This is a genomic window from Actinocorallia longicatena, assembly GCF_039534125.1.
Lineage (GTDB): Bacteria > Actinomycetota > Actinomycetes > Streptosporangiales > Streptosporangiaceae > Actinocorallia > Actinocorallia longicatena.
Genome location: NZ_BAAAUV010000011.1, coordinates 54,691 through 78,648 on the forward strand (window position 1 = coordinate 54,691; position 23,958 = coordinate 78,648).

General features: G+C 72.6%; 28 protein-coding genes. 14 read left to right on the forward strand and 14 right to left on the reverse strand.

The genetic code is table 11. The annotated features are described in order from the left end of the window. Positions 1 to 6 precede the first annotated feature (6 nt). Together ABD785_RS22335 and ABD785_RS22340 are read right to left on the reverse strand one after the other, a co-directional pair. Complete coding sequence (locus tag ABD785_RS22335) at positions 7 to 798, reverse strand: metallophosphoesterase family protein (RefSeq protein WP_344831494.1); 792 nt, start codon at positions 796 to 798, stop codon at positions 7 to 9. A gap of 22 nt (positions 799 to 820) precedes the next feature. Continuing rightward, positions 821 to 3,421, reverse strand: a complete 2,601-nt coding sequence (locus tag ABD785_RS22340; protein WP_344831496.1) for an AfsR/SARP family transcriptional regulator — start codon at positions 3,419 to 3,421, stop codon at positions 821 to 823. Positions 3,422 to 3,521: 100 nt separating this feature from the next. Here ABD785_RS22340 and ABD785_RS22345 point away from each other — a divergent pair, with 100 nt between their 5' ends. Continuing rightward, positions 3,522 to 3,869 (forward strand): YciI family protein, encoded by a 348-nt coding sequence (locus tag ABD785_RS22345; protein WP_344831498.1) that lies wholly within the window; start codon positions 3,522 to 3,524, stop codon positions 3,867 to 3,869. Between the two features lie 5 nt (positions 3,870 to 3,874). Here the strand turns inward: ABD785_RS22345 and ABD785_RS22350 are convergent, their stop codons facing one another. Both ABD785_RS22350 and ABD785_RS22355 read right to left on the reverse strand, forming a co-directional pair. Beyond that, positions 3,875 to 4,702 carry an alpha/beta fold hydrolase gene (locus ABD785_RS22350; protein ID WP_344831500.1) on the reverse strand — a complete coding sequence of 276 codons (828 nt, stop codon included), beginning with the start codon at positions 4,700 to 4,702 and terminating at the stop codon, positions 3,875 to 3,877. A 125-nt stretch (positions 4,703 to 4,827) separates the two neighbouring features. Then, entirely contained in the window at positions 4,828 to 5,361 is a 534-nt protein-coding gene (locus tag ABD785_RS22355) for an SDR family NAD(P)-dependent oxidoreductase (protein ID WP_344831762.1), read from the reverse strand. Between the two features lie 168 nt (positions 5,362 to 5,529). Here ABD785_RS22355 and ABD785_RS22360 point away from each other — a divergent pair, with 168 nt between their 5' ends. Then, on the forward strand, positions 5,530 to 7,011 hold the full coding sequence (locus tag ABD785_RS22360) for an amidase (protein ID WP_344831502.1): 1,482 nt from the start codon (positions 5,530 to 5,532) through the stop codon (positions 7,009 to 7,011). A 20-nt stretch (positions 7,012 to 7,031) separates the two neighbouring features. Here the strand turns inward: ABD785_RS22360 and nadE are convergent, their stop codons facing one another. Continuing rightward, positions 7,032 to 7,856 (reverse strand): ammonia-dependent NAD(+) synthetase, encoded by an 825-nt coding sequence (nadE, locus tag ABD785_RS22365; RefSeq protein WP_344831504.1) that lies wholly within the window; start codon positions 7,854 to 7,856, stop codon positions 7,032 to 7,034. Between the two features lie 173 nt (positions 7,857 to 8,029). Here nadE and ABD785_RS22370 point away from each other — a divergent pair, with 173 nt between their 5' ends. Then, positions 8,030 to 8,866, forward strand: a complete 837-nt coding sequence (locus tag ABD785_RS22370; RefSeq protein ID WP_344831506.1) for a sensor histidine kinase — start codon at positions 8,030 to 8,032, stop codon at positions 8,864 to 8,866. Positions 8,867 to 8,941: 75 nt separating this feature from the next. Here the strand turns inward: ABD785_RS22370 and ABD785_RS22375 are convergent, their stop codons facing one another. The 4 genes from ABD785_RS22375 to ABD785_RS22390 form a co-directional block, all read right to left on the reverse strand. After that, on the reverse strand, positions 8,942 to 9,316 hold the full coding sequence (locus ABD785_RS22375) for a fluoride efflux transporter FluC (RefSeq protein ID WP_344831509.1): 375 nt from the start codon (positions 9,314 to 9,316) through the stop codon (positions 8,942 to 8,944). Then, entirely contained in the window at positions 9,313 to 9,750 is a 438-nt protein-coding gene (locus ABD785_RS22380; protein ID WP_344831511.1) for a fluoride efflux transporter FluC, read from the reverse strand. The genes ABD785_RS22375 and ABD785_RS22380 overlap by 4 nt, the downstream gene beginning before the upstream one ends. Positions 9,751 to 9,789: 39 nt before the next feature. Continuing rightward, positions 9,790 to 10,614, reverse strand: a complete 825-nt coding sequence (locus tag ABD785_RS22385; RefSeq protein WP_344831513.1) for an isocitrate lyase/PEP mutase family protein — start codon at positions 10,612 to 10,614, stop codon at positions 9,790 to 9,792. Between the two features lie 83 nt (positions 10,615 to 10,697). Continuing rightward, the gene (locus tag ABD785_RS22390; RefSeq protein WP_344831516.1) at positions 10,698 to 10,853 is read right to left on the reverse strand and encodes a DUF6131 family protein; all 156 of its coding nucleotides are present in this window, start codon (positions 10,851 to 10,853) and stop codon (positions 10,698 to 10,700) included. A gap of 281 nt (positions 10,854 to 11,134) precedes the next feature. Between ABD785_RS22390 and ABD785_RS22395 the strand changes: the two genes are divergently transcribed. After that, the gene (locus tag ABD785_RS22395) at positions 11,135 to 11,716 is read left to right on the forward strand and encodes a hypothetical protein (protein ID WP_344831519.1); all 582 of its coding nucleotides are present in this window, start codon (positions 11,135 to 11,137) and stop codon (positions 11,714 to 11,716) included. A gap of 146 nt (positions 11,717 to 11,862) precedes the next feature. Beyond that, positions 11,863 to 13,317: a PepSY-associated TM helix domain-containing protein gene (locus ABD785_RS22400; protein WP_344831521.1), complete on the forward strand. Its 1,455-nt coding sequence runs from the start codon at positions 11,863 to 11,865 to the stop codon at positions 13,315 to 13,317. A 142-nt stretch (positions 13,318 to 13,459) separates the two neighbouring features. Here the strand turns inward: ABD785_RS22400 and ABD785_RS22405 are convergent, their stop codons facing one another. Further along, positions 13,460 to 13,732, reverse strand: a complete 273-nt coding sequence (locus ABD785_RS22405) for a GlsB/YeaQ/YmgE family stress response membrane protein (protein ID WP_344831523.1) — start codon at positions 13,730 to 13,732, stop codon at positions 13,460 to 13,462. A gap of 56 nt (positions 13,733 to 13,788) precedes the next feature. After that, positions 13,789 to 14,541 carry a helix-turn-helix domain-containing protein gene (locus tag ABD785_RS22410; RefSeq protein ID WP_344831525.1) on the reverse strand — a complete coding sequence of 251 codons (753 nt, stop codon included), beginning with the start codon at positions 14,539 to 14,541 and terminating at the stop codon, positions 13,789 to 13,791. A gap of 222 nt (positions 14,542 to 14,763) precedes the next feature. Here ABD785_RS22410 and ABD785_RS22415 point away from each other — a divergent pair, with 222 nt between their 5' ends. The 3 genes from ABD785_RS22415 to ABD785_RS22425 are packed head-to-tail and all read left to right on the forward strand — an operon-like array spanning position 14,764 to position 17,224. Continuing rightward, on the forward strand, positions 14,764 to 15,426 hold the full coding sequence (locus ABD785_RS22415; RefSeq protein WP_344831527.1) for a DUF4097 family beta strand repeat-containing protein: 663 nt from the start codon (positions 14,764 to 14,766) through the stop codon (positions 15,424 to 15,426). A gap of 37 nt (positions 15,427 to 15,463) precedes the next feature. Continuing rightward, positions 15,464 to 16,399: an ATP-binding cassette domain-containing protein gene (locus tag ABD785_RS22420; protein ID WP_344831530.1), complete on the forward strand. Its 936-nt coding sequence runs from the start codon at positions 15,464 to 15,466 to the stop codon at positions 16,397 to 16,399. Positions 16,400 to 16,450: 51 nt separating this feature from the next. Beyond that, positions 16,451 to 17,224 carry an ABC transporter permease gene (locus ABD785_RS22425; RefSeq protein ID WP_344831532.1) on the forward strand — a complete coding sequence of 258 codons (774 nt, stop codon included), beginning with the start codon at positions 16,451 to 16,453 and terminating at the stop codon, positions 17,222 to 17,224. Positions 17,225 to 17,297: 73 nt separating this feature from the next. On the opposite strand, the gene ABD785_RS22430 is transcribed toward ABD785_RS22425, so the two are convergent. Further along, on the reverse strand, positions 17,298 to 18,065 hold the full coding sequence (locus tag ABD785_RS22430; RefSeq protein ID WP_344831534.1) for a hypothetical protein: 768 nt from the start codon (positions 18,063 to 18,065) through the stop codon (positions 17,298 to 17,300). A 381-nt stretch (positions 18,066 to 18,446) separates the two neighbouring features. Between ABD785_RS22430 and ABD785_RS22435 the strand changes: the two genes are divergently transcribed. Further along, on the forward strand, positions 18,447 to 18,638 hold the full coding sequence (locus ABD785_RS22435; protein WP_344831536.1) for a hypothetical protein: 192 nt from the start codon (positions 18,447 to 18,449) through the stop codon (positions 18,636 to 18,638). A gap of 11 nt (positions 18,639 to 18,649) precedes the next feature. Continuing rightward, a complete protein-coding gene (locus tag ABD785_RS22440) occupies positions 18,650 to 18,925 on the forward strand; it encodes a hypothetical protein (protein WP_344831538.1) in 276 nt (91 codons plus the stop codon). A 52-nt stretch (positions 18,926 to 18,977) separates the two neighbouring features. Here the strand turns inward: ABD785_RS22440 and ABD785_RS22445 are convergent, their stop codons facing one another. Then, entirely contained in the window at positions 18,978 to 19,349 is a 372-nt protein-coding gene (locus ABD785_RS22445; protein WP_344831541.1) for an STAS domain-containing protein, read from the reverse strand. A gap of 136 nt (positions 19,350 to 19,485) precedes the next feature. On the opposite strand from ABD785_RS22445, the gene ABD785_RS22450 reads away from it, so the two are divergent. Together ABD785_RS22450 and ABD785_RS22455 are read left to right on the forward strand one after the other, a co-directional pair. Then, the gene (locus tag ABD785_RS22450) at positions 19,486 to 19,812 is read left to right on the forward strand and encodes a YciI family protein (protein ID WP_344831544.1); all 327 of its coding nucleotides are present in this window, start codon (positions 19,486 to 19,488) and stop codon (positions 19,810 to 19,812) included. A gap of 86 nt (positions 19,813 to 19,898) precedes the next feature. Beyond that, positions 19,899 to 21,086, forward strand: a complete 1,188-nt coding sequence (locus tag ABD785_RS22455; RefSeq protein WP_344831545.1) for an MFS transporter — start codon at positions 19,899 to 19,901, stop codon at positions 21,084 to 21,086. Positions 21,087 to 21,107: 21 nt separating this feature from the next. Here ABD785_RS22455 and ABD785_RS22460 read toward each other — a convergent pair whose 3' ends face one another. Then, positions 21,108 to 22,097 carry an endonuclease/exonuclease/phosphatase family protein gene (locus ABD785_RS22460; RefSeq protein ID WP_425547804.1) on the reverse strand — a complete coding sequence of 330 codons (990 nt, stop codon included), beginning with the start codon at positions 22,095 to 22,097 and terminating at the stop codon, positions 21,108 to 21,110. A 79-nt stretch (positions 22,098 to 22,176) separates the two neighbouring features. On the opposite strand from ABD785_RS22460, the gene ABD785_RS22465 reads away from it, so the two are divergent. After that, positions 22,177 to 22,869, forward strand: a complete 693-nt coding sequence (locus ABD785_RS22465) for a response regulator transcription factor (RefSeq protein ID WP_344831547.1) — start codon at positions 22,177 to 22,179, stop codon at positions 22,867 to 22,869. After that, on the forward strand, positions 22,862 to 23,941 hold the full coding sequence (locus ABD785_RS22470; RefSeq protein ID WP_344831549.1) for a sensor histidine kinase: 1,080 nt from the start codon (positions 22,862 to 22,864) through the stop codon (positions 23,939 to 23,941). The genes ABD785_RS22465 and ABD785_RS22470 overlap by 8 nt, the downstream gene beginning before the upstream one ends. Positions 23,942 to 23,958: the final 17 nt, after the last annotated feature.

Here is a 23,958-nt window from a genome sequence, read left to right on the forward strand (position 1 = left end):
TTCGGGTCAGTCGGCGAACACGCGTCCCTCGGCGTCGGCGACGATCCGCTCGGGATCGGGGGGTCCGAGCAGCGTCGCGACGTAGCGTTCGGCGCCCGGATCGCCCGCCCGCCGGGCCCGTGCGACCGACTCCCCGACGTCGTAGCGCGTGGTTCGGAGCATGACGCCGGGGCCGAGCAAAGCCCAGCAGGCCGTCCCCGGCTCGCCCCGGTGGAAGGGCAGCCCGACGCTCCCCGGATTGACGCTGCGCCGCCCCGCGACCGTCCGGTCGAACCGGAGATGGGTGTGCCCGGTGACGAGGACCGGTTCGGTGAGGCCCTCGGCCAGCTCCGCGAACCGCTCCCGCGGGGTCGCGTGGGTCACGCACTCGTGGTCGCTGCGCGGCGAGCCGTGGCAGAGGAACACCGGCCCGAGCCCGGCGATCTCGACGACGGCGCTGAAGGGGATTCCGCGCGTGGCGGCGAGGGCCACCGGGGCGAGGCGTCCGGGCATCCAGGTCTCCCGCTCGCCGGGCGCGGGCGGCGCGCCGGTGGCGAGATAGCGCTCGGAGTTGCCGCGCAGCCACACCGCCCGGTGGCCGAGGGCCGCGACCCGCTCCCAGGTCTCCTGCGGTTCGGGACCCCACAGCAGGTCGCCGTTGAACACGACGAGATCGGCTTCCGCCACGTCGGGCTCCGCGAGCACGGCGTCCAGCGCGGGGACGTTCCCGTGGACGTCCGACAGCACCGCCACCCGCTCCGCCGGCCCGGGACGCGCCGGGCCGTCCTCCCAGGCCGCGGGCCCGTGCCATCCGTCCATGCCGCACCTCCGGTGATCGTCATCATTCCAGCAGGAACTCCTCGAGGATCGGTGCGAGAAGGTCCGGGTGGGGGTCGTGCGGCTGGCCGCTCATGGTCAGCAGCCGCGCCGCCGGGAGCAGCGCGGCGACCGCCTCGGCGGTGGCGCGCCGCCAGGCCAGGCTGACCTCTCCGGCGAGGACGAGCACCGGCTGGACGATCTCGGTGGCCCAGCGCCCGGGCAGGCCGTAGTCGCCGAGCAGGGCCAGGTCGTACCTGATGGTGTGGGCGACGGCCTCCAGTTCCTGCCAGCGGGGAGCGCTGCGCATCGGCGCGAGGACCTCGGGGGCCATCTGGACGTTCAGGGTCAGGAAGAGCTCGACCGCGTCGCCCCTGCGTCCCTCGGCGATCAGCCGGTCCAGCCGCCCGATCATGTCGGCGGGGACGGGCTCCCGGGTGCCGGGCAGGATGAGCGGCGGCTCGACCAGCACGAGCCGCCCGAACGGGACGCCCCGCGCGGCCGCCTCGGCGAGCAGGACCGCCCCCGAGGTCACCCCGAACCCCGCCACCGGACCGCCGAACCGGCCGGCGACCGCCGCGAGGTCCTCGATCTCCCGTTCCACCGCGTACGGGGGAGTGTCGCCGCTGCCGCCCCGGCCGCGCCGGTCGTAGACGATCGCGGTGAAGCTCCGGGCGAGCCTCCTGGCCAGCGGGGCGAGGGCGCGGCGGTCGTTCATCGTGTTCGCGACGAGGACGACCGGCGGCCCTTCGCCCCACTGCTGGAAGGCGATCGGCGTGCCGTCCGCCGAGACCGCGTGCTGGACGGCCCCGCTGATCTCCGGCCGCGGCGCCTCGACCGGACCCTGCCGGTAGATGGCGCCGACGTGCGAGAACAGCTCCCCGTAGCCGTAGAGGCGGGGCTCGGAGCGCTGGGAGAGGCCCTGGTAGTAGGCGGCGTACCGGCTCCGGGTCTCCTCGATCTCGGGCGCGAGCCGTTCCAGGCAGAACGCCCGGACGGTCTCCAGCAGCCGGTACCGCGCCATCCCCTCCAGCCGGACCACGAGCGACCGGTCGACCAGCCGGGCGAGGGCGTCGGCGACGTCATGCCCGGGGATCTCCCCGGACGCGCACACCGCCTCGGCGGCCGCCAGCGTGAAGGCGTCCATGTGGAGGGAGAGCCTGCTCAGCACGGTCCGCTCGACGGGTGTCAGCAGGTCCCAGCTCCAGGAGATCACCGCGTGGAGGGTCTGCTGCCGCGTCGTGAGCATCCGGAACCGGTCGTCGAGGCGGGCCGCGAGTTCGTGCACGCCGAGCCCGTGGACGCGCGTCGCGGCGAGTTCGAGGGCGAGCGGCAGCCCGTCGAGGCGGCGGCAGATCTCGCCGATCGCGGCGGCGTTGCCCGGTGTCACCTCGACGGCGGCCCGCTCGGCGAACAGCCGCACGGCGCTGTAGTCCGCGGTGGCCTCGCCCGGCGGCAGGTCGAGCGGCGGGACGGGCAGGGTCTGCTCGCCGAAGATCCCGAGCGGTTCCCTGCTGGTGGCCAGGACGCGCAGCCGGGGAGCGGCCCGGAGCAGGCGCTCGGCGACGGCCGCGGCGGCGTCGACCACGTGCTCGCAGTTGTCGAGGACGAGCAGGACGGGTCCCGAAGTGACGTCCGCGACCTCCGCGACGGCCGCCTCGACCCGCGCGGCCGAGGCCCTGGCAGGAAGGGAGGCCAGCTCGACCAGCCAGGCGTTCTCCTGGACGCGCCGTGCCGTCTCGAGGGCGGCGCTGGTCTTCCCCACCCCGCCGGGCCCGGTCAGGGTGACCAGACGGCTGTGCGTGAGCCGGTCGAGGAGGCCGTCGACCAGGGCGTCCCGGCCGACGAGCGGGGTGAGCCCGGCCGGCAGGTTGGTCGTCCCGGTGGGAGACACGGCCGGGTCGCGGGTGAGGATCGCCTGGTGCAGCGCCTCGAGCTCGGGTCCCGGATCGAGACCGAGCTCGTCGGCGAGGCGTTTGCGCAGGTCGTGGTAGGTGTCGAGGGCTTCGCTGTGCCGGCCGGAGCGGTAGAGCGCGTGCATGTGACAGGCGCGCAGCCGTTCGCGGAAGGGATGCTCGGCGACGAGCTGGGCGAGCCGGGCGACGTCGTGCTCGCCGAGTTCGACCTGGGCCTCGGCCCTGTCCTCCAGGGCGGTGAGGCGCTCCTCGTCGAGCCGGGAGATCACGGCCCGGGCGAAGGGCTCCTCGGCGACGTCGGCGTAGGGCTGCCCGCGCCACAGGCCGAGGGCCTCGGTGAGCAGCGCGACCCTCGTTCGGGCGTCGGTGCCCTCGCGGGCGCGCGCCGTCAGGTCGCGGAAGGCCGCGACGTCGGCCGCGCCGTCGCGCAGCAGGTAGCCGGGGGCCTGGGTGACGACCAGGTCCTTGCCGCCCGGCTCGGCGTCGGCCAGGACCCGGCGGAGCTGCGATACCCGCGTCTGCAGCGTGTTGCCCGGATTCGCGGGCAGGTTCTCGCCCCACAGGGCGTCGATCAGCCGGTCGGTCGAGACGGCCCTTCCCTCGTGGACGAGCAGATGCGCGAGGAGGGCGCGGACCTTGCGGTCGGGCACCCGGACGGGAGCCCCCTCGGTGGTCGTGACGGTCAGCGGGCCGAGCACATCGAAACGCACGATTGCACTTTAAGCGGGTGACAGCGGACCTGAAGCGGTTCTGAACCGCCGACCGGCAGAGTCGAGGACATCAGCAGAACCCCGGATCGAGGAGAACGAGATGCGCGTCATGACCCTGCTCAGGTCCGCCGGCGACTTCGGCGCCCCGCCCCCCGAGCTGTTCGCGGCCCTGGCCGAGCTCGGCGAGGAGCTCAAGGCCGCCGGGGTGCCGGTCGACACCGCCGGACTCGCCCCCACCGCCGTCTCGCCGCTGGTCACGCTGTCGGGCGACGCCGTCTCGGTCACCGAGGGCTTCTCCTCGGCCGGCTCGCCCGACGCCTTCGCGATCTACGACGTGGCCTCGGTCGAGGAGGCCGTAGCCTGGGCCGGGCGCTTCCTGGAGACCCACCGCAGGTGCTGGCCCGGCTGGAGCGGCGAGGTCGAGGTCCGGCAGACCTTCGGCGGCTGACCTGCTCAGGTCGTGAGGAAGGCGAGCAGATCGGCGTTGAACCGCTCCTTGTCGCCCGGCACCAGCGCGATGCCGTGCGAGCCCTTCTCGTAGACCTTGAGGGTCGCGCCGGGGATGATCTCGGCCGACTTCCGCGCGGTGGCGTCGATCGGGACGATCTGGTCGTCGTCACCGTGGACGATCAGCGTCGGGATGTCGAACTTCCGCAGGTCTTCGGTGAAGTCGGTGTAGGCGAAGGCGTCCACGCACCGCACGCCCGCCTCGATCGACTGCTGCATGGCCATGTACCAGAAGGCGTCCTTGTTGCCCTGGGTGGCGTTGCTCCCGGGCTGGTCCGCCGAGAAGAACCCGACGGCGGTGTCCTGCCAGAACTGCGAGCGTTCGCGCAGGATGCCGCCCTTGATGTCCTGGAACACCTTGTCCGGAACGCCCTCGGGATTGGCCTCGGTCCGCACCATGAGCGGCGGCACGGCCGACAGCAGGACCGCCGACTTCAGCCGTCCCGTGCCGTGGCGGCCGACGTAGCGGGCGAGTTCGCCGCCGCCCATCGAGTGCGCCACCAGCGTGACGTCGCGCAGGTCGAGCCCGCGGATCAGGTCGTCGAGGTCGTCGGCGAACGTGTCGAAGTCGTAGGGCCCCCATGGCTGGTCGGACCTGCCGTGGCCCCGCCGGCTGTGCGCGATGCCCCGGAACCCGTTGTCGGCGACGCACTTCATCTGGTCGTCCCAGGCGTCCGCGTTCAGCGGCCACCCGTGAATGAAGATCACCGGACGCCCGGTGCCCCAGTCCTTGTAATGGATCTGGACGTCATCGCGTGTGGTCACGAAAGGCATGCGGTCTTCCCCCGGGTCGCTCCGGCCGTTCTTTGCACGGCTCCGTGGGACCCAACCTCCCCGAACATGCCCGGATACCGCCCCAAAGGGACGTCAAGGCTGTTCTTATCCTTTATTGCCTCCGGTTACCGGAAATCGCCGCCCGGGGTGTCGGGCGGGAAGAGCAGGCCGTTGTCGGCGCCGATCCCGCCGTCGACGGCCAGGACGGTGCCGGTGATGTAGGAGGCGGCGGGGGAGGCGAGGAACCAGATCGCCTCGGCCTGCTCGCGCGGCTCCGCCCAGCGGCGCAGCGGGATACGCCCGACGGCGACCTCGGAGAGCGCGGGGTCGTCGCGGACTCCGGCCGTCATCCGGGTCCTGGTCAGGCCGGGGGCGAGCGCGTTGATCCTGATCCCCTCGCCCGCGTGGTCGAGCCCCGCGACCGCCCCTTCCCCCTCGACGGGCCCCGCCCCGGAGACCCCGGCGTTGAGCACCACGGCGTCCAGCCGCCCGAACCTCTCGACCGCCATCCGCACGGCCGCGGCGTTGTCCTCCTCCACGGCCACGTCCCCGGTGAACGTCTCGACCCCGTCGAGCCCCTCGAGCGCCTCCGCGTCCACATCGACGGCCACCACCCGCGCCCCGCGCCCGGCGAAAAGCTCCACCGTGGCCCGCCCGATCCCCCCCGGCCCCGGTCACCAGCACCACCGTCATGTCCCGCCCCTCTCCCGTCCGGGTCGTCCTATTTCCCATTAAGTCAACAGGAAAAGGGGAGATTTGGAGGTGGTGGTCTTGTGGGGAACGGGACTAAGTTACCCGCGAGTCGGATCTCGAGAAGGTGGGACGCGTTGGACTACAGCGAGTACCGGCGGTTCGACGCCGTCGGCCTGGCGGAGATCGTCGCGCGGGGAGAGGTCTCGCCCGGTGAGGTGCTGGAGGCGGCGATCGACCGGGCCGAGGGGGTCGGCGGGAAGCTGAACGCGATCGTCCGGCCGATGTACGAGGTCGCCCGCGAACGCGCCGGAACCACGCTCGAGGGGCCGTTCGCGGGGGTGCCGTTCCTGCTCAAGGACCTGGGTCAGGACTACGAGGGCCAGCCGACGACCGGCGGCTCCCGCTCCCTGGCCGGGCACGTCGCCGAGGGGCACAGCGTGATCGTGCGGCGCTGGCTCGACGCGGGCCTGGTGGTCTTCGGCAAGACGAACACCCCGGAGTTCGGCACGAAGTCCGTCACCGAGCCGGTCGCGACGGGTGTCACGCGGAACCCGTGGAACCTCGACCACACCCCCGGCGGATCCTCAGGCGGCTCGGCGGCGGCCGTCGCGGCCGGGATCGTGCCGGTCGCGGGGGCCAGCGACGGCGGCGGGTCGATCCGCATCCCGGCCGCCTGCTGCGGGCTGTTCGGGCTCAAGCCGGGCCGCGGCCTGCTGTCGTCCGGGCCGCACCACGCCGAGTACTTCCACGGCGCCGCCACCCAGGGCGTGATCTCCCGGACCGTCCGCGACAGCGCCGCGATGCTCGACGTGATGACGGCCGTCCCCGACCTCGGCGGGCCCTTCCTGACGGCCCGTCCCGAGACCTCCTACGCCGAGGCGGCGCGGCGCGATCCCGGCCGCCTGCGCATCGGCTTCACCACCGCCTCCCCGCTCGGCACCCCCGTCGACCCCGAGGCCGTCGCCGCCGTGGACGGCGCGGTGAAGCTCCTGAGCGCCCTCGGCCACGAGGTCGAACCGGCCGAACCCGACCTCGACGGCGAGGGCCTCGCGAGCGACTTCCTCATGATGTGGGGCTGCGAGGCCGCAGCGACCGTCGCCGAGATCCGGCGCACCACCGGAGCCCGCACCGGCGACTTCGAGCTCGACACCCGGATGCTCGCCGGAGCCGCCCGTTCCGTCCGCGCCGCCGACTACATCGCCGCCCACGAGCGCTGGAACACCTACTCCCGCGCCCTCGCCGCCTTCCACGAACGCTATGACCTGCTGCTCACCCCGTCGCTGGCCGGTCCTCCGGTCCGCATCGGCGCCCTCGACACCCCGCGGGTCCTGCAGTTCTTCGGCGAGCTGGTCCTGAGGCTCCGGCTGGCGGGCCCGATGGCGAAGACGCGCCTGTGGCACGACCAGATCATCGCCAACCTCGCCCCGGTCCCCTTCACCCAGCTCGCGAACATCACCGGCCGTCCCGCGATGTCCGTCCCCCTGCACCGGACGGCCGGAGGTCTCCCGCTGGGCGTCCAGTTCGTCGGCCCCCTCGCCGGCGAGTCCCTCCTGCTCTCCCTGGCCCGCCAGCTCGAGTCCGAACGCCCCTGGGCCGATGCCGCCCCGCCCCTCTGAGAGGTTCGGCCACATCGACGTCAGGGCCTCCACCAGGAGTCGAGGGGGGTGGCGGGGACGGTCCGCTTGTGGCGTGTCGCCAGGAAGACGGACTCGAGCCTCGCGGCGACCTCCGGGGTGACGTCGGCGCCCTCGAGGTAGTCGTCGATCTGGGCGTAGGTCAGGCCGAGCGCGACCTCGTCGGGGAGGGCCGGACGGTCGTCCTCGAGGTCGGCGGTCGGGACCTTCTCCCAGACGCTCGAAGGCGCTCCCAGCTCCTTCAGCAGCGCGGCCCCCTGGCGCTTGGACAGCCCGGTCAGCGGCGTCAGGTCGACGCCGCCGTCGCCGTACTTGGTGAAGAACCCGGTCACCGCCTCGGCGGCGTGGTCGGTGCCGACGACGAGCAGGTTGTGCTGCCCGGCGATCGAGTACTGGACGACCATGCGCTCACGGGCCTTGATGTTGCCGCGCACGAAGTCGCGCAGCGGTTCCCCCAGGCCGAGGGCCGACGCGGCGGCGGCGGCGTCCGCGCCCGGCTTGACGTTCACCGTGATCGACCGGTCGGGCCGGATGAACTCCAGCGCGATCTGGGCGTCGTGTTCGTCGGCCTGGACGCCGTAGGGCAGCCGCACCGCGACGAAGGTCGCCTCGTGTCCCTCGGCCCGCAGTTCCTCGGCGGCGAGCTGGCACAGCCGCCCGGTCAGCGTGCTGTCCTGGCCGCCGCTGATCCCCAGGACATAGCCCTCGGCCGGGGTCGCCCGCAGGTAGTCCTTGAGGAAACCGACCCGCTCCCGGATCTCGGCCGCCGGGTCGACGGCGCTCTTGACGCCGAGCTCGGCGAGGATCTGCTTCCTGAGGTTCGACATCCGCCTACGGTACTGGCCGCCCTCGCGACGAACGCGCCCGGCCGGGGAGATCCCGGCCGGACATCGGGGAGAGATCTTTGGTCGGGGCAAGCGGAGCCTTTGGGTGAGGCCGACCTGGTATCGAATAGCTTCGACCTCAGAGCTTCGGCTGCGACGATCGTGGGGGTGGCGCGGTGGGTCCTGCTCGCGCGATCCGCACGATCGGCGACATCGAGGCCGAGCTCGACCGCATCACGCGCACGGACCCCTCCGAGCGGCTGCCGGAGCTCGAACCCGGCCACGCCCTCGCGCCGCTGGTGCGGGCGGTCAACCGGTCGCTCGACCGGCTGGAATACGTCGTCCGCCAGCAGTCCCAGTTCGCCTCCGACGCCTCCCACGAGCTGCGCACCCCGCTCACCGCGCTGCGCGCCGAGGCCGAGTACGCCCAGATGTACCCCGACGACGCCGAGCTCCCCCGGACGCTCCGGACCCTGGTCGACGGCATCGACCGGCTCGACGGCCTCGTCGACGATCTTCTCCTGCTGACCAGGATCGGCGATCCGGGCACCGCTCCGATCACCCGGATCGACCTCGGGGTCCTCGTCGCGGACGAGCTGGCCCGCCACGGGCGGCTGAAGGACGCGGGCCACGAGCTGGCCGTCGAACTCGAGGAGGGGATCGAGGTGGACGGGGTCGACTCCCGGCTGGCACGGGCCGTCGCGAACCTCCTGGACAACGCCGAGCGTCACGCCCGGAGCACCGTCACCGTCACCCTGCGCCGTTCCGGCTCCCGGGCGGTCCTCACCGTCGGGGACGACGGGCCGGGCATCCCGGTCGAGGACCGCGAACGGGTCTTCGACCGCTTCGCCCGCCTCGACACCGCCCGCGACCGCCAGACCGGCGGCACGGGCCTGGGCCTGGCGATCTCCCACAACGTCGCCGCCTCCCACAACGGCACCCTCACCGTCGAGGACGGCCCCGCGCCGGGCGCGAACTTCATCATGGAACTCCCGCTGGCCCCACCCCCGTGAGGGCTCCCGCCCGACGGCCGCGGCGAGGTCCCGTTCGAGCTCCGGCACGACGATGAGGAAGGGCGATCCCGTCTCTCAGCCGAGCAGTGCCTGGGCGAGCGCGGCGGCCAGGGAGGCGGTGCCCAGGCCCGCGACCACGCTGACGGCCGCGTTGGCCAGGGCGAATCCGGTGGAGCCCGTCCTGGCCAGGGCGAGTGTCTCGTAGGAGAAGGTCGAGTAGGTGCTGAGCGTCGCGCAGAGGCCGGGGCCCGCGAACTGCTGGAGGGCGGCGGGGACGGCGACGACCGCGGCCGCCCCGGTGAGGAAGCCGAGCCCGGCGCAGGCGGTGAGGTTGGCGGCGAGGGTGCCCCACGGGAAGCCGGTCGCGTGGCGGGCCTGGAGGAAGCGGTCGGTCAGGTAACGCAGGGGCGCTCCCGCCGCCGCACCGAGGATCACCATCAGCCAGTTCACGCCCCGTCCTCCGCCGGGGAGCGGGGCGGGACGACGGCCCGGGTGATCGCGCTCGCCGCCCACACGGCGGCCACGGACGCGAGGAGCGTGGTGGCGGCGTACATCAGGCCACGGCCCGGATGGCCGCCGTCGAGGAGGTGCCGGGTGTCGAGGGTGGCGGTCGAGAAGGTGGTGTAGCCGCCCAGGATCCCGGTGCCGAGGAACGGCCGGAGCAGCCGGTTCGGGGAGAACCGCTCGGTGACCAGGACCATCAGGACGCCCATCGCCGCGCAGCCGGTCACGTTGATCCACCAGGTGGTCCACGGGAAGCCGCCCGGCGGAGTGGGCCAGGCGAGGCCCGCCCCGTAACGGGCGCAAGCCCCGATCACCCCGCCTGCGGTGACGACCGCGATGATCCCGGCGGGCGGCCGGGCGGACTCGCTGCTCGTGGACATGCGCCTCTTTCGACCCGGCCGTCCGGTCACACTATCCGGTCAGCGGGACAGGAGCCCGTAGGCGTCCCCGAAGCCGATCCCGCCGGTCAGCGCGGTGAGGTCGCCCTTGGCCAGGTCCGCGGCGGCCGTCCGGAGGGCGCCCATGGCGAACAGGTAGGGGTCGGCGCCGAGGCTGATCCGCTTGACGCCCGCGTCGCGCAGCTCGGCCACGGTGACGGCCCTGTCGGCCGGGCGGAGCAGCACGTTGACGGGTTTGGGGGCCACGGCCCGGACGATCGCCGTGATCGCGTCCAGATCGGGCGGGTAGGGGGCGTAGAGGACGTCGGCGCCCGCCTCGGCGAACGCGGTGAGACGCCGGATCGTGTCGTCGAGATCGGGGCGGCCCTGGATGAAGTTGTCGGTGCGCCCGGTGAGGACGATCCGTCCCTTCGCCGCCTCGGCCGCCCGGCGGACGCGCTCGACGGCCTCGTCGAAGTCGCGGATCGGCCGGGCGGGGTCGCCCGAGGTGTCCTCGATGCCGATCCCCGACAGGCCCCCGGCGACGGCGGCCTCGACGGTCGCCGCGACGTCCTCGGGGGTCCGCCCGTAGCCGTCCTCGAAGTCGCCGTTGACGGGCAGCCCGCTGGTCAGCCCGAGGATCCGGGCGTGCTCGATGTGCTCGGCCGCGCTGACGGCGTGGGCTCCGTCGTGGCGTCCCAGGCCGAACGCGAACGCGGCGGACGAGGTCGCGACGGCCTCGAAACCGGCCTCGGCGAAGACCGCCGCGGACAACCCGTCGAAGGCGTTGGGCATGATGAACGGCCCGTCCTGCGCGTGCAGGGCGGCGAACCGCTCGTACCGCTCCCGTGCCTGACCATCGGACATGAACGCGTTCCTTCCGTAGGCGAGGGGGCGGACGCCCCGTCCGCCAGTCTCCCCCGCCCGCGGAAGGCGCGGCCTCAGGGGCCTCAGAAGTAGTGGCGGCGGCCGCCGACGGCGCGGCCCGTGCCGCCCATGACCATGAGGACCAGGCCCACGAGGAGGAGCACGATCCCGAGGGTCCACAGGATGGAGATGCCGGTCAGGAAACCGGCGATCAGAAGAACGACACCAAGGGTGATCATGACTTTCCCGCTTTCGTTCGGCCGGCCGCTCTGCCGCGGCCGATGCGCTCGAACCGCGGATACCCGTGGCGGACGGCACCACACGCATAGCGGCTCTGACCTGGGCGAACGCGGCATTTCCCCAGGTGTTAAGCGATCCGTCGCGCCACAAGCCCGTGACCCCGGTGCCCGAGGGGGTTGCCCCCGCCTCTCCAGGGCGGTGAACTGTGGGCTGGAGCGGATGCGTACGGGCCGGTACGGGCGATAGCCTGCGCCTGCCGTGCGAAGGGAGCCGGGACGCCGTGGAGCCGTGGTCGGTGGTGCGCTGGGCGCGTGCGGCGGGCTTCTCCGCCACGTGCGCCGCGCTGGCCTCCGCCGCGCATGTCGCGGGCGGCGGCCAGGTGCACCGCTCGTCCGTGGTGGTCGCGGCCGGGGTCCTGCTGGTCCCCGCGTGGGCGCTGACCGGCAGGGAGCGGACGCTCCGGACGATCATGCCGGTCCTGGGCGCCGTCCAGATCCTCCTGCACCTCGTCTTCGGCGAGATCTCACCGCACCGCGCCATGGAGCCGGTGCCGGTCATGCGGATGCCCGAGGGGCAGCACGGCACGGGGTCGTCGGCCGGGTTCAGCATGTTCCTGATGCACCTGGTGGCGGTGATCGTCACGGCGTGGTGGCTGCGGCGCGGCGAAGCGGGCCTGTGCTCGCTCGCGCGGCTGGTCACCGGCTGGGTGCTCGCCCCGCTCTGCCTGCTCTTCGCGGCGCTGGTGCCGGTGCGGGCCGTCGCGGCACCGGTGTGGCCCGACGCGCCGAGGCCGCGCGGCACGGTGCTGCGGCACGCGCTGGTGACGAGGGGACCGCCGGCGGGGGCCGTCGCCCCCGGCTGAGCCCGCTCTCTCCGGTTCTCCGAACGGACGTGTCCGAGCACACGCCCGGGGGTGACGCGCGCTCAGGGCGGCGCCCGACGCGCCGCCTGTCACGGCCCGTCCCTACCGGTGACGGCCGCCGCACACCCCTGCCGCTTGGAGCACGCATGTCCATCACCTCGAATCAGGATCCATCTCCCGAGTCCGTCGAACCGTTGCCCGAGGCCGTCCCGGCGCAGGGCCGGGCGGAGGGCCGCTCCCGTTCGGGGGTGTGGGCGCTGATCACGCGCCTGCACTTCTACGCGGGCGTGTTCATCGCGCCGTTCCTCGTGCTGTCGGCCCTGACCGGGCTGGCGTACGCCTTCACCCCTCAGCTCGACCAGATCGTCTACCGGGACGAGCTGCGGGTCGAGCGGGTCGCCGGGCAGCCGCGCCCGCTGGCCGACCAGATCGCCGCCGCACGGGCCGCCCATCCCGAGGGCACGATCGGGACGGTCGGGATCCCCGCCGGTCCGGGGGACACCACCAAGGTCGTGCTGATGCTCCCCGAGCTGGGCGAGAAGCAGCGAACGGTCTACGTCGACCCCTACACCCTGGAGGTCAAGGGGGCGCTGACCACCTGGTGGGGCGCGACCCCGCTGACCTCGTGGCTGGACGAGCTGCACCGCAGCCTGCATCTGGGCAAGGCCGGGATGGTGTACTCGGAGCTGTCGGCGAGCTGGCTGTGGGTGATCGTCCTGGCCGGGCTGGCGATGTGGCTCGGTCGCCGCCGCCGCTACCGGGGGAGCGCACCGGCGCGCCGGGCCCTGCTGCCGGACCGCTCGGACAAGGGCGTGCGCCGCACCCGCTCCCGGCACGCCGCGCTGGGCCTGTGGCTGGCGCTCGGCCTGCTGTTCCTCAGCGCGACCGGCCTCACCTGGGCGGAGCAGGCGGGTCAGCGGTTCGACAGGGTCCAGTCGGCCCTCGACTCCAGCGCTCCCGAACTCGACACCGCCCTGTCCGCCGCTCCCGCTCCCGCCGGGGACGGGCACGCGGGTCACTCGGGACACGGCGCGGCCTCGCCGGACGGCGTCCTCGCCGACTACGACAAGGTCCTGGCGACCGCCCGCACCGCGGGGCTCACCGGCCCGATCGACGTGGCCGCGCCAGAGAGCGCGGGGTCGGCGTGGAGCGTCGCCCAGACCGACAACACGTGGCCGGTCCGCAAGGACAAGATCGCCGTGGACGCCTCCAGCGGGCAGGTCACCGCCCGGGTGGACTGGGCGGACCATCCGTTCCTGGCCCAGCTCAGCGCGCTGGGCATCCAGGCCCACATGGGCCTGCTGTTCGGCCTCGCGAACCAGCTCGTCCTCGCGGCGCTCGCGCTCAGCCTGCTGGTGGTCATCTTCCTCGGCTACCGCACCTGGTGGCGGCGCCGGCCGTCCCGGGACGACCGGAGGGCCCTCGCCGGGACGCCCCCGGCCCGCGGCGCCTGGCGGCGGACGCCCTGGCCCGTTCTCGCGGTCGGGATCCCCGTCGTCGTCCTGATCGGCTGGGCGCTCCCGATCCTGGGGCTCAGCCTCCTGGTCTTCGTCGTCATCGACGTCCTGACCGGGATCAGGAGGCGTGAAAGGGCCCGGTAAAGATCGGTGAAGAGGGCCGCCGTATTGTCACGGCGGCCCTCTTTCGCCTTTCCGCGGGAATGGCGAAGCCCGCCGCGACGCGGCGGGCTCGGCATATGGGTGTTGCGTTCCGGTGCTGTTCGCATGGGTCGCGACGGTGGTGTTACCGGATGCCGCGGCGGCCCTGGAGGCCGGCGACGATGGCGACGCCGACGGCGGCGAGGCCGACCTGGAAGGCGAGCTCGATCCAGTCGATGCCGTCGGTGGTGGCGACGCCCACGTTCTGGGCGATGATGGTGCCGAGGACGGCGGCGACGATGCCGACGCCGACCGTGAGCAGGATGCCGATCGGCTGGCGGCCGGGCAGGACGAGGCGGCCCAGGGCGCCGACGATGGCACCGATGATGATGGCGACGAGAATGCCGGTGGCTGTCATTTCTTCTCCTCCAGGTACGGGATCAATGCGACGACGCATATGCCCGCCTTTCGGGACTAATCACCAAGCGGCTCCTGTTTTTTGGGAGCGTCCGTTCCGGTCCCCTCGAACAGGACGTCACGTGCCTGCTCCGCGGCCCTGGCGAGGCTCTCGCTGACGAAGTCCAGGAAGCGGGCGACGTTCTCCAGCCGCGCCCCGGCCGGGCTGCCGGAGCCGAGGACGCCGACCCCCTCCCGGGCGATCTCGACCTGCTGCCTGAGCGACATCACGCTGGCGACCATCGACTGGTACCAGAGGTCGGCGTCGATGACGTACCGCTCGCGCCGGCGCTCGTCGCGTTCCCTGCGCACGAGCGACTGGCTCTCCAGGAACGAGATCGACTTGGAGATGGTCGCCGGGCTGACCTGGAGGCGCTGGACGAGCTCGGCCGCCGTCATGCCGCCGGTGTCGCTGACGAGCAGGCTGACCATCACCCGCGACATCATCTTGGGCAGGCCCGATCCCATCAGGACGGTCGTGAACTGCTCCTCGTAGGCGCGGACGGCCTCGGCGTCGCGCCCGTGCGGCAGGGGGCCCGGCTCCGACCCGCCGCGCGGCGCGGCCGGCCTGCGCCGGTGGGCGCGGTGCTCCGTCGCGCGGTGGGCCAGGTCGGCGCGGTAGCCGGTGGGGCCGCCGTTGCGCATCACCTCGCGGGTGATCGTCGAGGTCGGCCGGTCGAGGCCTCGGGCGATCTCCGCGTAGGCCAGGCCGTCGGCCAGCCCCAGCGCGATCTGCTGGCGTTCCTGCTGGGTGAGCCTGCCTCCGGGCATCGGGGCCTCCTTCGTGGTTCCGTGACGCCCCGAGCATAGCGTTCACCTTCAATCCATTGCAACAAATCGAGCGCGATCGTTGCGTTAAATTCACAGGCGTTGCAACGATATTGATGCGTTCACCTGCGATTTCAAGGTTTTGACGCAACGAGTGTGTTGCCAAGATGTGGAACGCAACGTAGCGTTTGCGTTGTTCGAAACAACAAGCCGTAGGAGAGAACGATGCAGAAGTTCGCCAGCCCCGCCCCGATCGCCGCCGTCCTGGACGTCCCCGCCGGCCGGGTCCGCTTCATCGCCGCCGACCGGGCGGACACGACGGTCGAGGTCCTCCCGGCCGACGCCTCGAAGGGCCGCGACGTGAAGGCCGCCGAGCAGACCACGGTCGAGTTCACCGACGGTGTCCTGCGGATCGCGGTCCCGGAGAAGAACACCTACCTGGGCACCTCGGGCTCCATCGAGGTGACCGTCCAGGTGCCCGCCGGTTCGAGCGTCGAGGCCAAGGCCGCCGCGACGGAGTTCCGGGTGGTCGGCCGTCTCGGTGCCGTCGCCTTCGAGGGCGCCTACCACCAGATCAAGATCGACGAGGCGGAGAGCGTCCGGCTCACCGCGACCGAAGGAGACGTCGAGGTCGGCCGCCTCAACGGTCCCGCCGAGATCAGCACCCTCCGGGGCGACATCCGGATCGCCGAGGCCGTCGGCGGCAAGGTCGTCCTCAGCACCCAGGACGGCGACATCTCGGTCGCCGCCGCCGCCGGGACCTCCGCCTCCCTGGACGCAGGCACGACCCTCGGCCGGGTCGCCAACACCCTGAAGAACGACGGCTCCGTCGTCCTCGACATCCACGCCACCACCACGCGCGGCGACATCACCGCCCGCAGCCTCTGACCGTCAGCCCCGCTTCGTACCCCCTGAGGAGCACCGCATGAAGAACCTGGCCATCGCCGCGACCGGGCTGCGCAAGTCCTACGGCGACAAGATCGTGCTCGACGGCGTCGACCTGAGCGTCCCCGAAGGAACGATCTTCTCCCTGCTCGGCCCGAACGGGGCCGGCAAGACCACCACCGTCCAGATCCTCTCCACCCTGATCAAGGCCGACGCGGGGACCGTCCGGGTCGCGGGCCACGACCTGGAGGCCCAGGCCGACGACGTCCGAGGCGCCATCGGCGTCACCGGCCAGTACTCGGCGGTCGACAAGCTGCTCACCGGCGAGGAGAACCTGCTCCTCATGGCCGATCTCAAGCACCTCTCCCGCAGGGACGGCAGGAACAAGGCCAGGGAGCTGCTGGAGAAGTTCGATCTGGTCGACGCCGCGGGCAAGCCCGCCTCCACCTACTCCGGCGGCATGCAGCGCCGGCTCGACCTGGCCATGACCCTGGTCGGCGACCCCCGCCTGATCTTCCTCGACGAACCGACCACCGGCCTCGACCCCCGCAGCCGGCGCACCATGTGGAGCATCGTCCGCGACCTGGCCGACGGCGGCGTCACCATCTTCCTCACCACCCAGTACCTCGAGGAGGCCGACCAGCTCGCCGACCGCATCGCCCTCCTCGACCACGGCACCCTGATCGCCGAGGGCACCGCGGAGGAGCTCAAGCGCCTCATCCCCGGCGGCCACATCGAGCTGAGGTTCACCGACCCGGCCGGCCTCGACGCCGCCCTGCTGGCCCTCGCGGCCGGCACCCCCGACCCCGACGCCCTCACCCTCCAGGTCCCGAGCGACGGCAGCGTCCGCGCCGTCCGCGAGACCCTCGCCCTCCTCGACGAGCGCTCCATCGACATCGCCGACCTGAGCATCCACACCCCCGACCTCGACGACGTCTTCCTCACCCTCACCGGCCGGCAGCAGACCCCCGCCTGAGCCGCCCCCCGCACCGGCACCGTCCCCCCGAAGCAGAAGGAAGCACCTCCCATGAGCGCTCTCACCCTCGCGGCCCGCGACAACTCGACCATGATCCGGCGGCAGCTCAGACGGCTCGTCCGCTACCCGTCCATGACCATCCAGCTGATCATCACCCCGGTCATCCTGCTGCTGGTGTTCGTCTATGTCTTCGGCGGCACCCTCGGCTCCGGCCTCGGCGGAGGCCGCGACACCTACATCGACTACGTCGTCCCCGGCATCCTGCTCATGGCCGCCGCCACCGCGGCCACCGGGACCGCGGTCATGGTCGCCACCGACATGACCGAGGGGATCATCGCCCGCTTCCGGACCATGCGGATCTCCCGGGCCTCGGTCCTCACCGGCCATGTCGTCGGCAGCCTCATCCAGCAGCTCCTCGGCATGGTCGCCCTCATCGTGATCGCCGTGGCCATCGGCTTCCGCCCCAACGCCACCGCCGTCGAGTGGCTCGCCGCGACCGGCCTGCTCGTCCTGTTCATCCTCGCCATCACCTGGCTCGCCGTCGCCCTCGGCCTGCGGGCCCAGTCCCCCGAGGCCGCCAGCAACGCCCCGATGCCCCTGATCCTGCTGCCCTTCCTCGGCAGCGGCTTCGTCCCCACCGAGTCCATGCCCACCGCGCTCCGCTGGTTCGCCGAGTACCAGCCCTTCACCCCGATCATGGAGACCCTCCGCGGCCTCCTGCTCGGCACCCCGATCGGCAACAGCGGCGCCATCGCCATCGCCTGGAGCGCCGGGATCGCCCTCGTCGCCTACTTCTGGGCCAAGAACACCTTCGACAAGGCCTGACCATGATCCGGCCGGAAGGGGCCGTCGGACCTGGGGGTCCGGCGGCCCCTTCGCCGTTCCCGGACGGAAGGGATCAGGCCGCCGTGCGGGTGGCCTTGAGGAAGACGAGGGCGAGCTCTATGCGGCCCTCGGTCATGTGCGTGTCGCTGATCTTGCGCGCCGCGGCCACGGCGTCGGCATGCCGGTCGCGCGCGCAGATGAGGGCGCGGGCCGGTTCGCAGCCGGCGAGCGCCGAGACCTTCAGCCAGTGCTCGCCCTCGGCGGCGCCGCCCCGGCACATCGCCAGGACGGCCAGCCCGAAGGCGGCCTGCCCGTGGTCGGGGTGGTCCTCGTCGTGCGCGGCCATCGTCAGCTCGTAGAGGACGTCCTCGTTCTCCGGCCCGCCGTCCTCGGGCTGGTGGCGCAGGACGACGTCGACGGGATGCACCTTGCCGACCAGCGACAGCGGAGGCGCGGCCTCGCCGGAGGACGCCGGGGAGTCGCCGTGCACGGGCTCGGCCGAGCCGTTCTTGGCGTCGAGCAGCCGCGCGTGCCAGTCGGGGATGCCGCCGACGTCGGCGGGGTCGAGCCGTGTCTCGGCCGCGGCGACGTGCAGCGCGGAGATCACCGCGGACAGGACCTCCCAGCAGGGCAGCCCGATGTTCTTCCCGGTCATCATGGACTGCAGGGCGCTCTTGCCGAGAGTCCTGCCGCCGTTGCGGGCGGCCTGCTCCTTCATGATCCTGACCAGGCGCGGGTAGGTCGGCGGCCCCGCCGCCTCGAAGGCCATCCGCATGTCGTCCCAGAACGCCGCGACGACGGCCGAGGAGGGCCCCGTGCCACGGTCCTGTCCCGTTCCCAACCGATCTCCCTGACCGTCCGGATGTATTCGCTGTAGTCGGCCGCGCCTTGCTCGAGGACATCGTCTCAGGACGGGACCGTCGGGTCACTCCGGGAAACGCACACCTCGTCACGCAACGGGACCGAAATTCCTTAACGCACATTTCACCGGTAAGTCGATCAGGGAGTCAGTCGTACCGGCCGGTACGGGCCGGGTCCGTACGGGCCCGGCCGAAAACGGGCCCTCCCGGGCGGGACCGGATGACAGCGGCCCTTGCCGCGGGTCAGGCGATGTCATCCGGTGGCGCCCGCTTCCGGCCCTCCGCGGCCGGTCCCGGCGGGTGCGGGACGGGTCCGGCCGCTTCGGCCGGGACGGGTTCGGGGCGCCGGAACGATGGTCCTCATGACAGCCCTCGCGGCCTTCGTCCTCGTTCGGGAGGAGCCCACGGATCCCTACAACGACGAGGGGAACCTGCTCCTCCTGCTGACCGCGGTCTGGTCGCTCCAGACCGGCCGTCCCTGCCCGGAATGGCCGGCCTCGGGTGCCGATCCCGCACGGCTCGTCGAGTTCTGGGCCGATCCTGAAATGGAGTGAATACAGCAGCCATGTCCTCAGTCATGTTCGCCACCGTGGCGGCCTCGGACGGCATCAGCGTCCGCGTGCTGCTGCTCCTGCTCGCCTCGCTCATCGGGGGAGCCGTCGGCGGCCTGCTCGGCTATGTCGTCTCGAACGGCACGCGCAACCAGAGGCTCGCCGCCTGCACGATCGGCGGGTGCGTGGCCTTCGCCGGCACCTACAAGTTCCTCGACGCGCTCGTGCCGGCGGCCGGGCCCGGCGGGTTTGAAGCGGGAGGTGGGGGAATGGGGTCCAAGCCCTTGTGAGGGGTCAGTGCAGAGGGTCGCCGTGCTGGTGCGGCGGCCCTCGTCACTGCCGTCAGCGGGCGCCGAGCTCGGCGAGGCCTTCGTTCAGGGCGCGGGCGAGGGTGTCGGTCACCTTGATCGACTGGTCGACCCCGGTGACGCTCAGCATGCGGCGGGGGAGCGCCTCGTCCGGGATGACCAGGCGGAGGGTGCCGCGGGTGGACCGGACGGCGAAGTGGGTCTTGGCCAGGAGGCTGATGCCCGCCGAGTCCATGAAGGCCACCCGGCTCATGTTGAGGATCAGGTGGATGGGCGGGGCGTGGCCGACGATCGTGCTGATCAGCCGCGGTTCGGCGATCCCGACGGTGGTCAGGGCCAGCTCGCCGGAGAGGCTCACCACCGTGAACGGATCCATCTCCTGGGTGTCCATGGCCAAGGCCGTCACTGGGTCCTGCTCTCTGGCGCTCTTCGTGTCGTCGTCGATGGCACGGTGGCCTCCGCCTCAACCTACCGCCGTTCCGTTGTAGGAAGGGGAGGGGCCGCCCGTGAGGGGCGCCACGACACAGGGGAGACGCGCCGCGATGCAGTACCTGGTTTCCGTGATCTTTTCCGAGCGGGACGTCCTGGCCGACGCGGAGGAGGAGGCCGCGATCGACGCCTTCAACGAGCGGCTCAGGGCCGAGGGCCACTGGGTCTTCGCCGGCGGCCTCACGGGGCCCGGCGACGCCACGGTGATCGACAACCGGAACGGTGCGGCGCGGTTCTCCGACGGCCCCTTCGTGGAGTCGAAGGAGTTCCTCGCGGGCTTCTGGGTCATCGAGGCGCCCGACCACGAGACCGCGCTCGCCCTGGCCGCCGAGGGCTCGAAGGCCTGCAACCGCAGGACCGAGCTCCGCCCCTTCCACTGAAGAGGAGGACGCGATCCGCCAGTGAACACGTTATCTGTGAGAAATCGAGGTTTTCAAACACGAGTCATGTTAGATATGTTCGATAAGTGAACAGAGCTCTGCGGGCCGGACGGCTGGCCACCTTCGTCTACTTCGCGCTCAACGGGTTCGTTCTCGGGCTGTGGGTCGTCCACATCCCGGCGGTCGAGCACCGGACGGGGATCGGTCACGCGCTGCTCGGCTGGCTGCTGCTCCTGCTCGGCGGGGGCGCGTTCGCCGGGATGCAGCTCGCGGGGCCGCTCACCGACCGGTTCGGCGCGCGCAGGGTCGTCCCGGTCAGCGCGCTGCTGTGCAGTGCGGCGCTGATCCTCCCCGGGACGGCGACCGGGCCGTGGGCGCTGGGCGGGGCGCTGCTGGTCCTCGGCGCGGCCAACGGCTTCCTCGACGTCAGCATGAACACGCACGCCGTCCAGGTCGAGCGGGCCTACGCGCGTCCGGTGATGTCGGCCTTCCACGCGGTCTTCTCGCTCGGCGGCGTGGCCGCGGCCCTCGTCGGCGCGCGCACCCTGAGCTGGGGCTGGAGCCCCGCCGTGACCCTTCCGGTGATGAGCGTCCTCGGCATGGCCGTGGCGCTGGCGGCCGCTCCCGCGCTGCTGCGTCCCGAACCCGCGGAGGCGGAAGCGCCGGACGCGCCGGAGGCGGCCCGGCGCCGGACTCCGCGCCGGATCTGGCTGCTCGGCGTGCTCGCCTTCGCGCTGATGCTCTGTGAGGGCGTCGCGAACGACTGGAGCGCCCTGCACCTGCGGGACGTCCTGGACGCCTCGCCGGGCGTCGCCGCCCTGTCCTTCGGCGCCTTCGCGACCGCGATGACGGTGGGACGCTTCCTGACCGACGGCGTCGCCGGCCGGATGGGGGCGCTGTTCGTCCTGCGGTACGGAGCCCTGCTGGCCGCGGCGGGCTGGGCCCTCGCCGCCGCCTCGCCCGGCATCCCGCTCGCCATCACCGGCTGGGCGATCGCGGGGCTCGGCCTGTCCGGCTGCATCCCGCAGCTGTTCAGCGCCGCCGGCCACGCCGATCCGGACGCCGCGGGCACCAACGTCTCGCGGGTCGCGGGCCTCGGCTACCTCGGCATGCTGGCGGGCCCCGCCGTCATCGGGCCGCTGGCCGAGCTGGTCCCGCTGAACGTCACCTTCCTGCTGCCACTGGCCCTCTGCCTCGCGGCGGCGGTCTCGGCCCCCATCGTGCGCGGCCCGTCCGCGGCGGAGCGCAGGGAACCCCAGGCCCAGCCCTCCTGACCGCCCCGCCCTCCCGACCGTTCACCAGCCGATCGTGGCGGCCACCGGGCGGTGGTCGCTGCCGGTGGCGGGCAGCACCCGGGAGCTCAGCGGCCGCACGCCGCGGACCAGGATCTGGTCGATGCGGATCATCGGGAAGGCCGCGGGCCAGGTGAAGCCGAAACCGTCCCCGGCCTGCTCCTGGACCGAGCGCAGCCGCGAGGTGAGGCCGGTGAACGCGCGATCGTCCATGCTGCCGTTCAGATCGCCGAGCAGCACCACCCGCTCGTTCGGCTCGGCGGCGACGGCCTCGCCGAGCGCGCGGGCGCCCGCGTCCCGCTGGCCCGTCGACAGACCCGCCCGGGGGTTCACCCGCGCGGATCCCAGATGGGCGACGTACACCGCGAGCGGCCCGCGGGCGGTGGCCACGGTGGTCCGCAGCCCACGGTTGTAGGGCAGCTTGACGGCGGCGGGCTTGGCGTCGCCCAGCGGCCCCGCGTCCATCCGGACGTCGACCGTCCGCGTCTCGGACAGCGGGAACCTGCTCCACAGCCCGACCGTGCCCAGCACCGCGTGGTGCGGGTAGGCCGTCCCCAGCTCCTTCTCGTAGGTGGGCAGCGCGTGCGGGGTGATCTCCACCAGGGCCAGGACGTCCGCCCCGGAGCGGGCCAGCCCGCGGGCGGTGCCGGCGGGGTCGGCGTTGCCCGCGCCGACGTTCTGCCCCGCGACGGTGAGATCGCCGCCCGGCCGCGACCTGTCGCCGAGCAGCCCGCCGAACAGATGCAGCCACACCGCGACCGGCAGCAGCAGCGCCACCACGGCGGAGGGCGACCGGCGCCGGACCGCCAGGACCAGCAGCACGGGGACGAACACCCCGAACCAGGGCAGGAAGGTCTCCACCAGGCTGCCGAGATTCCCGACCCGGTTGGGGATCCTCGCGTGCAGCCCCAGGACGAGGCCGAGCAGCAGCGCCAGCGCCGTGAGGACGGGCCCCCGCCGCCATGCCGTGATCTCCATTCGCATGACGCCCATCGAACACCGGGTGATGTTGCCGGAGCGTATGCGATTTCCGATACGGTCGCGGTACACACCCGCTCCTAGCATGGGTTTCATGCGGGTGCTGATCGTTGAGGACGAGCCGTACATGGCCGAGGCCATCCGGGACGGCCTGCGTCTGGAGGCCATCGCGGCCGACATAGCGGGCGACGGGGACACGGCCCTGGAGCTTCTGAGCGTCAACACCTACGACATCGCGGTCCTCGACCGCGACGTCCCGGGGCCGTCCGGCGACGAGATCGCCGCCCACATCGTCGCCTCCGGCAGCGGGATGCCGATCCTCATGCTGACCGCGGCCGACCGTCTCGACGACAAGGCGTCCGGGTTCGGTCTCGGCGCCGACGACTACCTCACGAAACCCTTCGACCTGCGGGAACTCGCCCTCAGGCTGCGGGCGCTCGACCGCAGGCGGGCGCACAGCAGGCCGCCGGTCCGGGAGATCGCCGGGCTGCGGCTGGACCCGTTCCGCAGGGAGGTCCACCGCGACGGCCGCCCCGTCCCGCTCACCAGGAAGCAGTTCGCGGTGCTGGAGGTCCTCGTGGCCGCCGACGGCGGGGTCGTCGGCGCGGAGGAGCTCCTGGAACGCGCTTGGGACGAGAACGCCGACCCGTTCACCAACGCCGTCCGGATCACGGTCTCGGCCCTGCGCAAGCGGCTCGGCGAACCCTGGATCATCGTGACGGTGCCGGGCGTCGGCTACCGGATCGCGCGTCCGGAGGAGGCGCCGGGGGGAGCGGGCCGTGGATAGGGGGGCCGGGCCGAGCGTCCGGCTCAAACTCACGCTCAGCTACGCCGGATTCCTCATGCTCGCGGGCGCGCTGCCGCTCCTCGCCGTCGCGGTGTTCCTGCTGCGCTCCCAGCGGCTGGGCTTCGCGCCGGACGAGGTGGTCATCTCCTCGCCGGGCTCGGCCTACCTGCGGGCCTTCGCCCCGACGGCCGCCGCGATCATGGCGTTCCTGCTGGTGTTCGGCCTGGCGGGCGGGTGGCTCCTCGCCGGGCGGATGCTCGCGCCGCTGGCCCGCATCACCGAGGCCACCCGCCTGGCCGCGGAGGGATCGCTCGAGCACCGGATCCGGCTGCCCGGCCGCACCGACGAGTTCCGCGAGCTCGCCGACGCCTTCGACACGATGCTCGCCCGGCTCGAAGAGCACGTCGCCGGGGAGCGCAGGTTCGCCGCCAACGCCTCCCATGAGCTGCGCACCCCGCTGGCGATCTCCAAGGCGCTCATCGACGTGGCCCGCGCCGATCCGCACCGCGACACCGCCGAGCTCCTGGACCGCCTGCACGCCGTCAACACCCGGGCGATCGACCTCTCCGAGGCGCTGCTCCTGCTCAGCCGGGCGGGGCAGCGCTCCTTCACCCGGGTCCCCGTCGACCTGTCCCTCCTCGCGGAGGAGGCCGTGGAGACCCTTCTTCCCCTCGCCGAACGGCGCGGCGTCGCCCTCGAGACGTCCGGCGAGATCACCCCCGCGACCGGATCGCGGGCCCTCCTGCTGCAACTCACGACGAACCTCGTCCACAACGCGATCGTCCACAACCTCCCCGCGGACGGCACCGTCCTGATCACCACCGCCACCCGCCGCTCGACGGCGGTCCTCACCGTCGAGAACACCGGTGAGCGGCTCACCCCCGACGTGGTAGCGACGCTCGCCGAACCCTTCCGGCGCGGCACCGGACGCCTGCGCACCGGCCACCAGGGCACCGGCCTGGGCCTGGCCATCGCCCGGACCATCACCGAGGCCCACGACGGCACTCTCACCCTCACGCCGCGCCCCGGAGGAGGCCTGCTCGCCACCGTCGAGCTGCCCCTGACGATCTAGATCCGAGCATTGACAAA

Excerpts from the sequence above, each read along its gene's own strand:
- ABD785_RS22345 (WP_344831498.1), top strand. The coding sequence starts at position 3,522 with ATGCGCGTCATGACCCTGCTCAGGTCCGCCGGCGACTTCGGCGCCCCG.
- ABD785_RS22350 (WP_344831500.1), bottom strand. The coding sequence starts at position 4,702 with ATGCCTTTCGTGACCACACGCGATGACGTCCAGATCCATTACAAGGAC.
- ABD785_RS22435 (WP_344831536.1), top strand. The coding sequence starts at position 18,447 with ATGACAGCCCTCGCGGCCTTCGTCCTCGTTCGGGAGGAGCCCACGGAT.
- ABD785_RS22410 (WP_344831525.1), bottom strand. The coding sequence starts at position 14,541 with ATGCCCGGAGGCAGGCTCACCCAGCAGGAACGCCAGCAGATCGCGCTG.
- ABD785_RS22460 (WP_425547804.1), bottom strand. The coding sequence starts at position 22,097 with ATGGGCGTCATGCGAATGGAGATCACGGCATGGCGGCGGGGGCCCGTC.
- ABD785_RS22400 (WP_344831521.1), top strand. The coding sequence starts at position 11,863 with ATGTCCATCACCTCGAATCAGGATCCATCTCCCGAGTCCGTCGAACCG.
- ABD785_RS22420 (WP_344831530.1), top strand. The coding sequence starts at position 15,464 with ATGAAGAACCTGGCCATCGCCGCGACCGGGCTGCGCAAGTCCTACGGC.
- ABD785_RS22335 (WP_344831494.1), bottom strand. The coding sequence starts at position 798 with ATGGACGGATGGCACGGGCCCGCGGCCTGGGAGGACGGCCCGGCGCGT.
- ABD785_RS22380 (WP_344831511.1), bottom strand. The coding sequence starts at position 9,750 with ATGTCCACGAGCAGCGAGTCCGCCCGGCCGCCCGCCGGGATCATCGCG.
- ABD785_RS22405 (WP_344831523.1), bottom strand. The coding sequence starts at position 13,732 with ATGACAGCCACCGGCATTCTCGTCGCCATCATCATCGGTGCCATCGTC.
- ABD785_RS22415 (WP_344831527.1), top strand. The coding sequence starts at position 14,764 with ATGCAGAAGTTCGCCAGCCCCGCCCCGATCGCCGCCGTCCTGGACGTC.
- ABD785_RS22425 (WP_344831532.1), top strand. The coding sequence starts at position 16,451 with ATGAGCGCTCTCACCCTCGCGGCCCGCGACAACTCGACCATGATCCGG.
- ABD785_RS22390 (WP_344831516.1), bottom strand. The coding sequence starts at position 10,853 with ATGATCACCCTTGGTGTCGTTCTTCTGATCGCCGGTTTCCTGACCGGC.
- ABD785_RS22440 (WP_344831538.1), top strand. The coding sequence starts at position 18,650 with ATGTCCTCAGTCATGTTCGCCACCGTGGCGGCCTCGGACGGCATCAGC.
- ABD785_RS22450 (WP_344831544.1), top strand. The coding sequence starts at position 19,486 with ATGCAGTACCTGGTTTCCGTGATCTTTTCCGAGCGGGACGTCCTGGCC.
- ABD785_RS22385 (WP_344831513.1), bottom strand. The coding sequence starts at position 10,614 with ATGTCCGATGGTCAGGCACGGGAGCGGTACGAGCGGTTCGCCGCCCTG.
- nadE (WP_344831504.1), bottom strand. The coding sequence starts at position 7,856 with ATGTCGAACCTCAGGAAGCAGATCCTCGCCGAGCTCGGCGTCAAGAGC.
- ABD785_RS22465 (WP_344831547.1), top strand. The coding sequence starts at position 22,177 with ATGCGGGTGCTGATCGTTGAGGACGAGCCGTACATGGCCGAGGCCATC.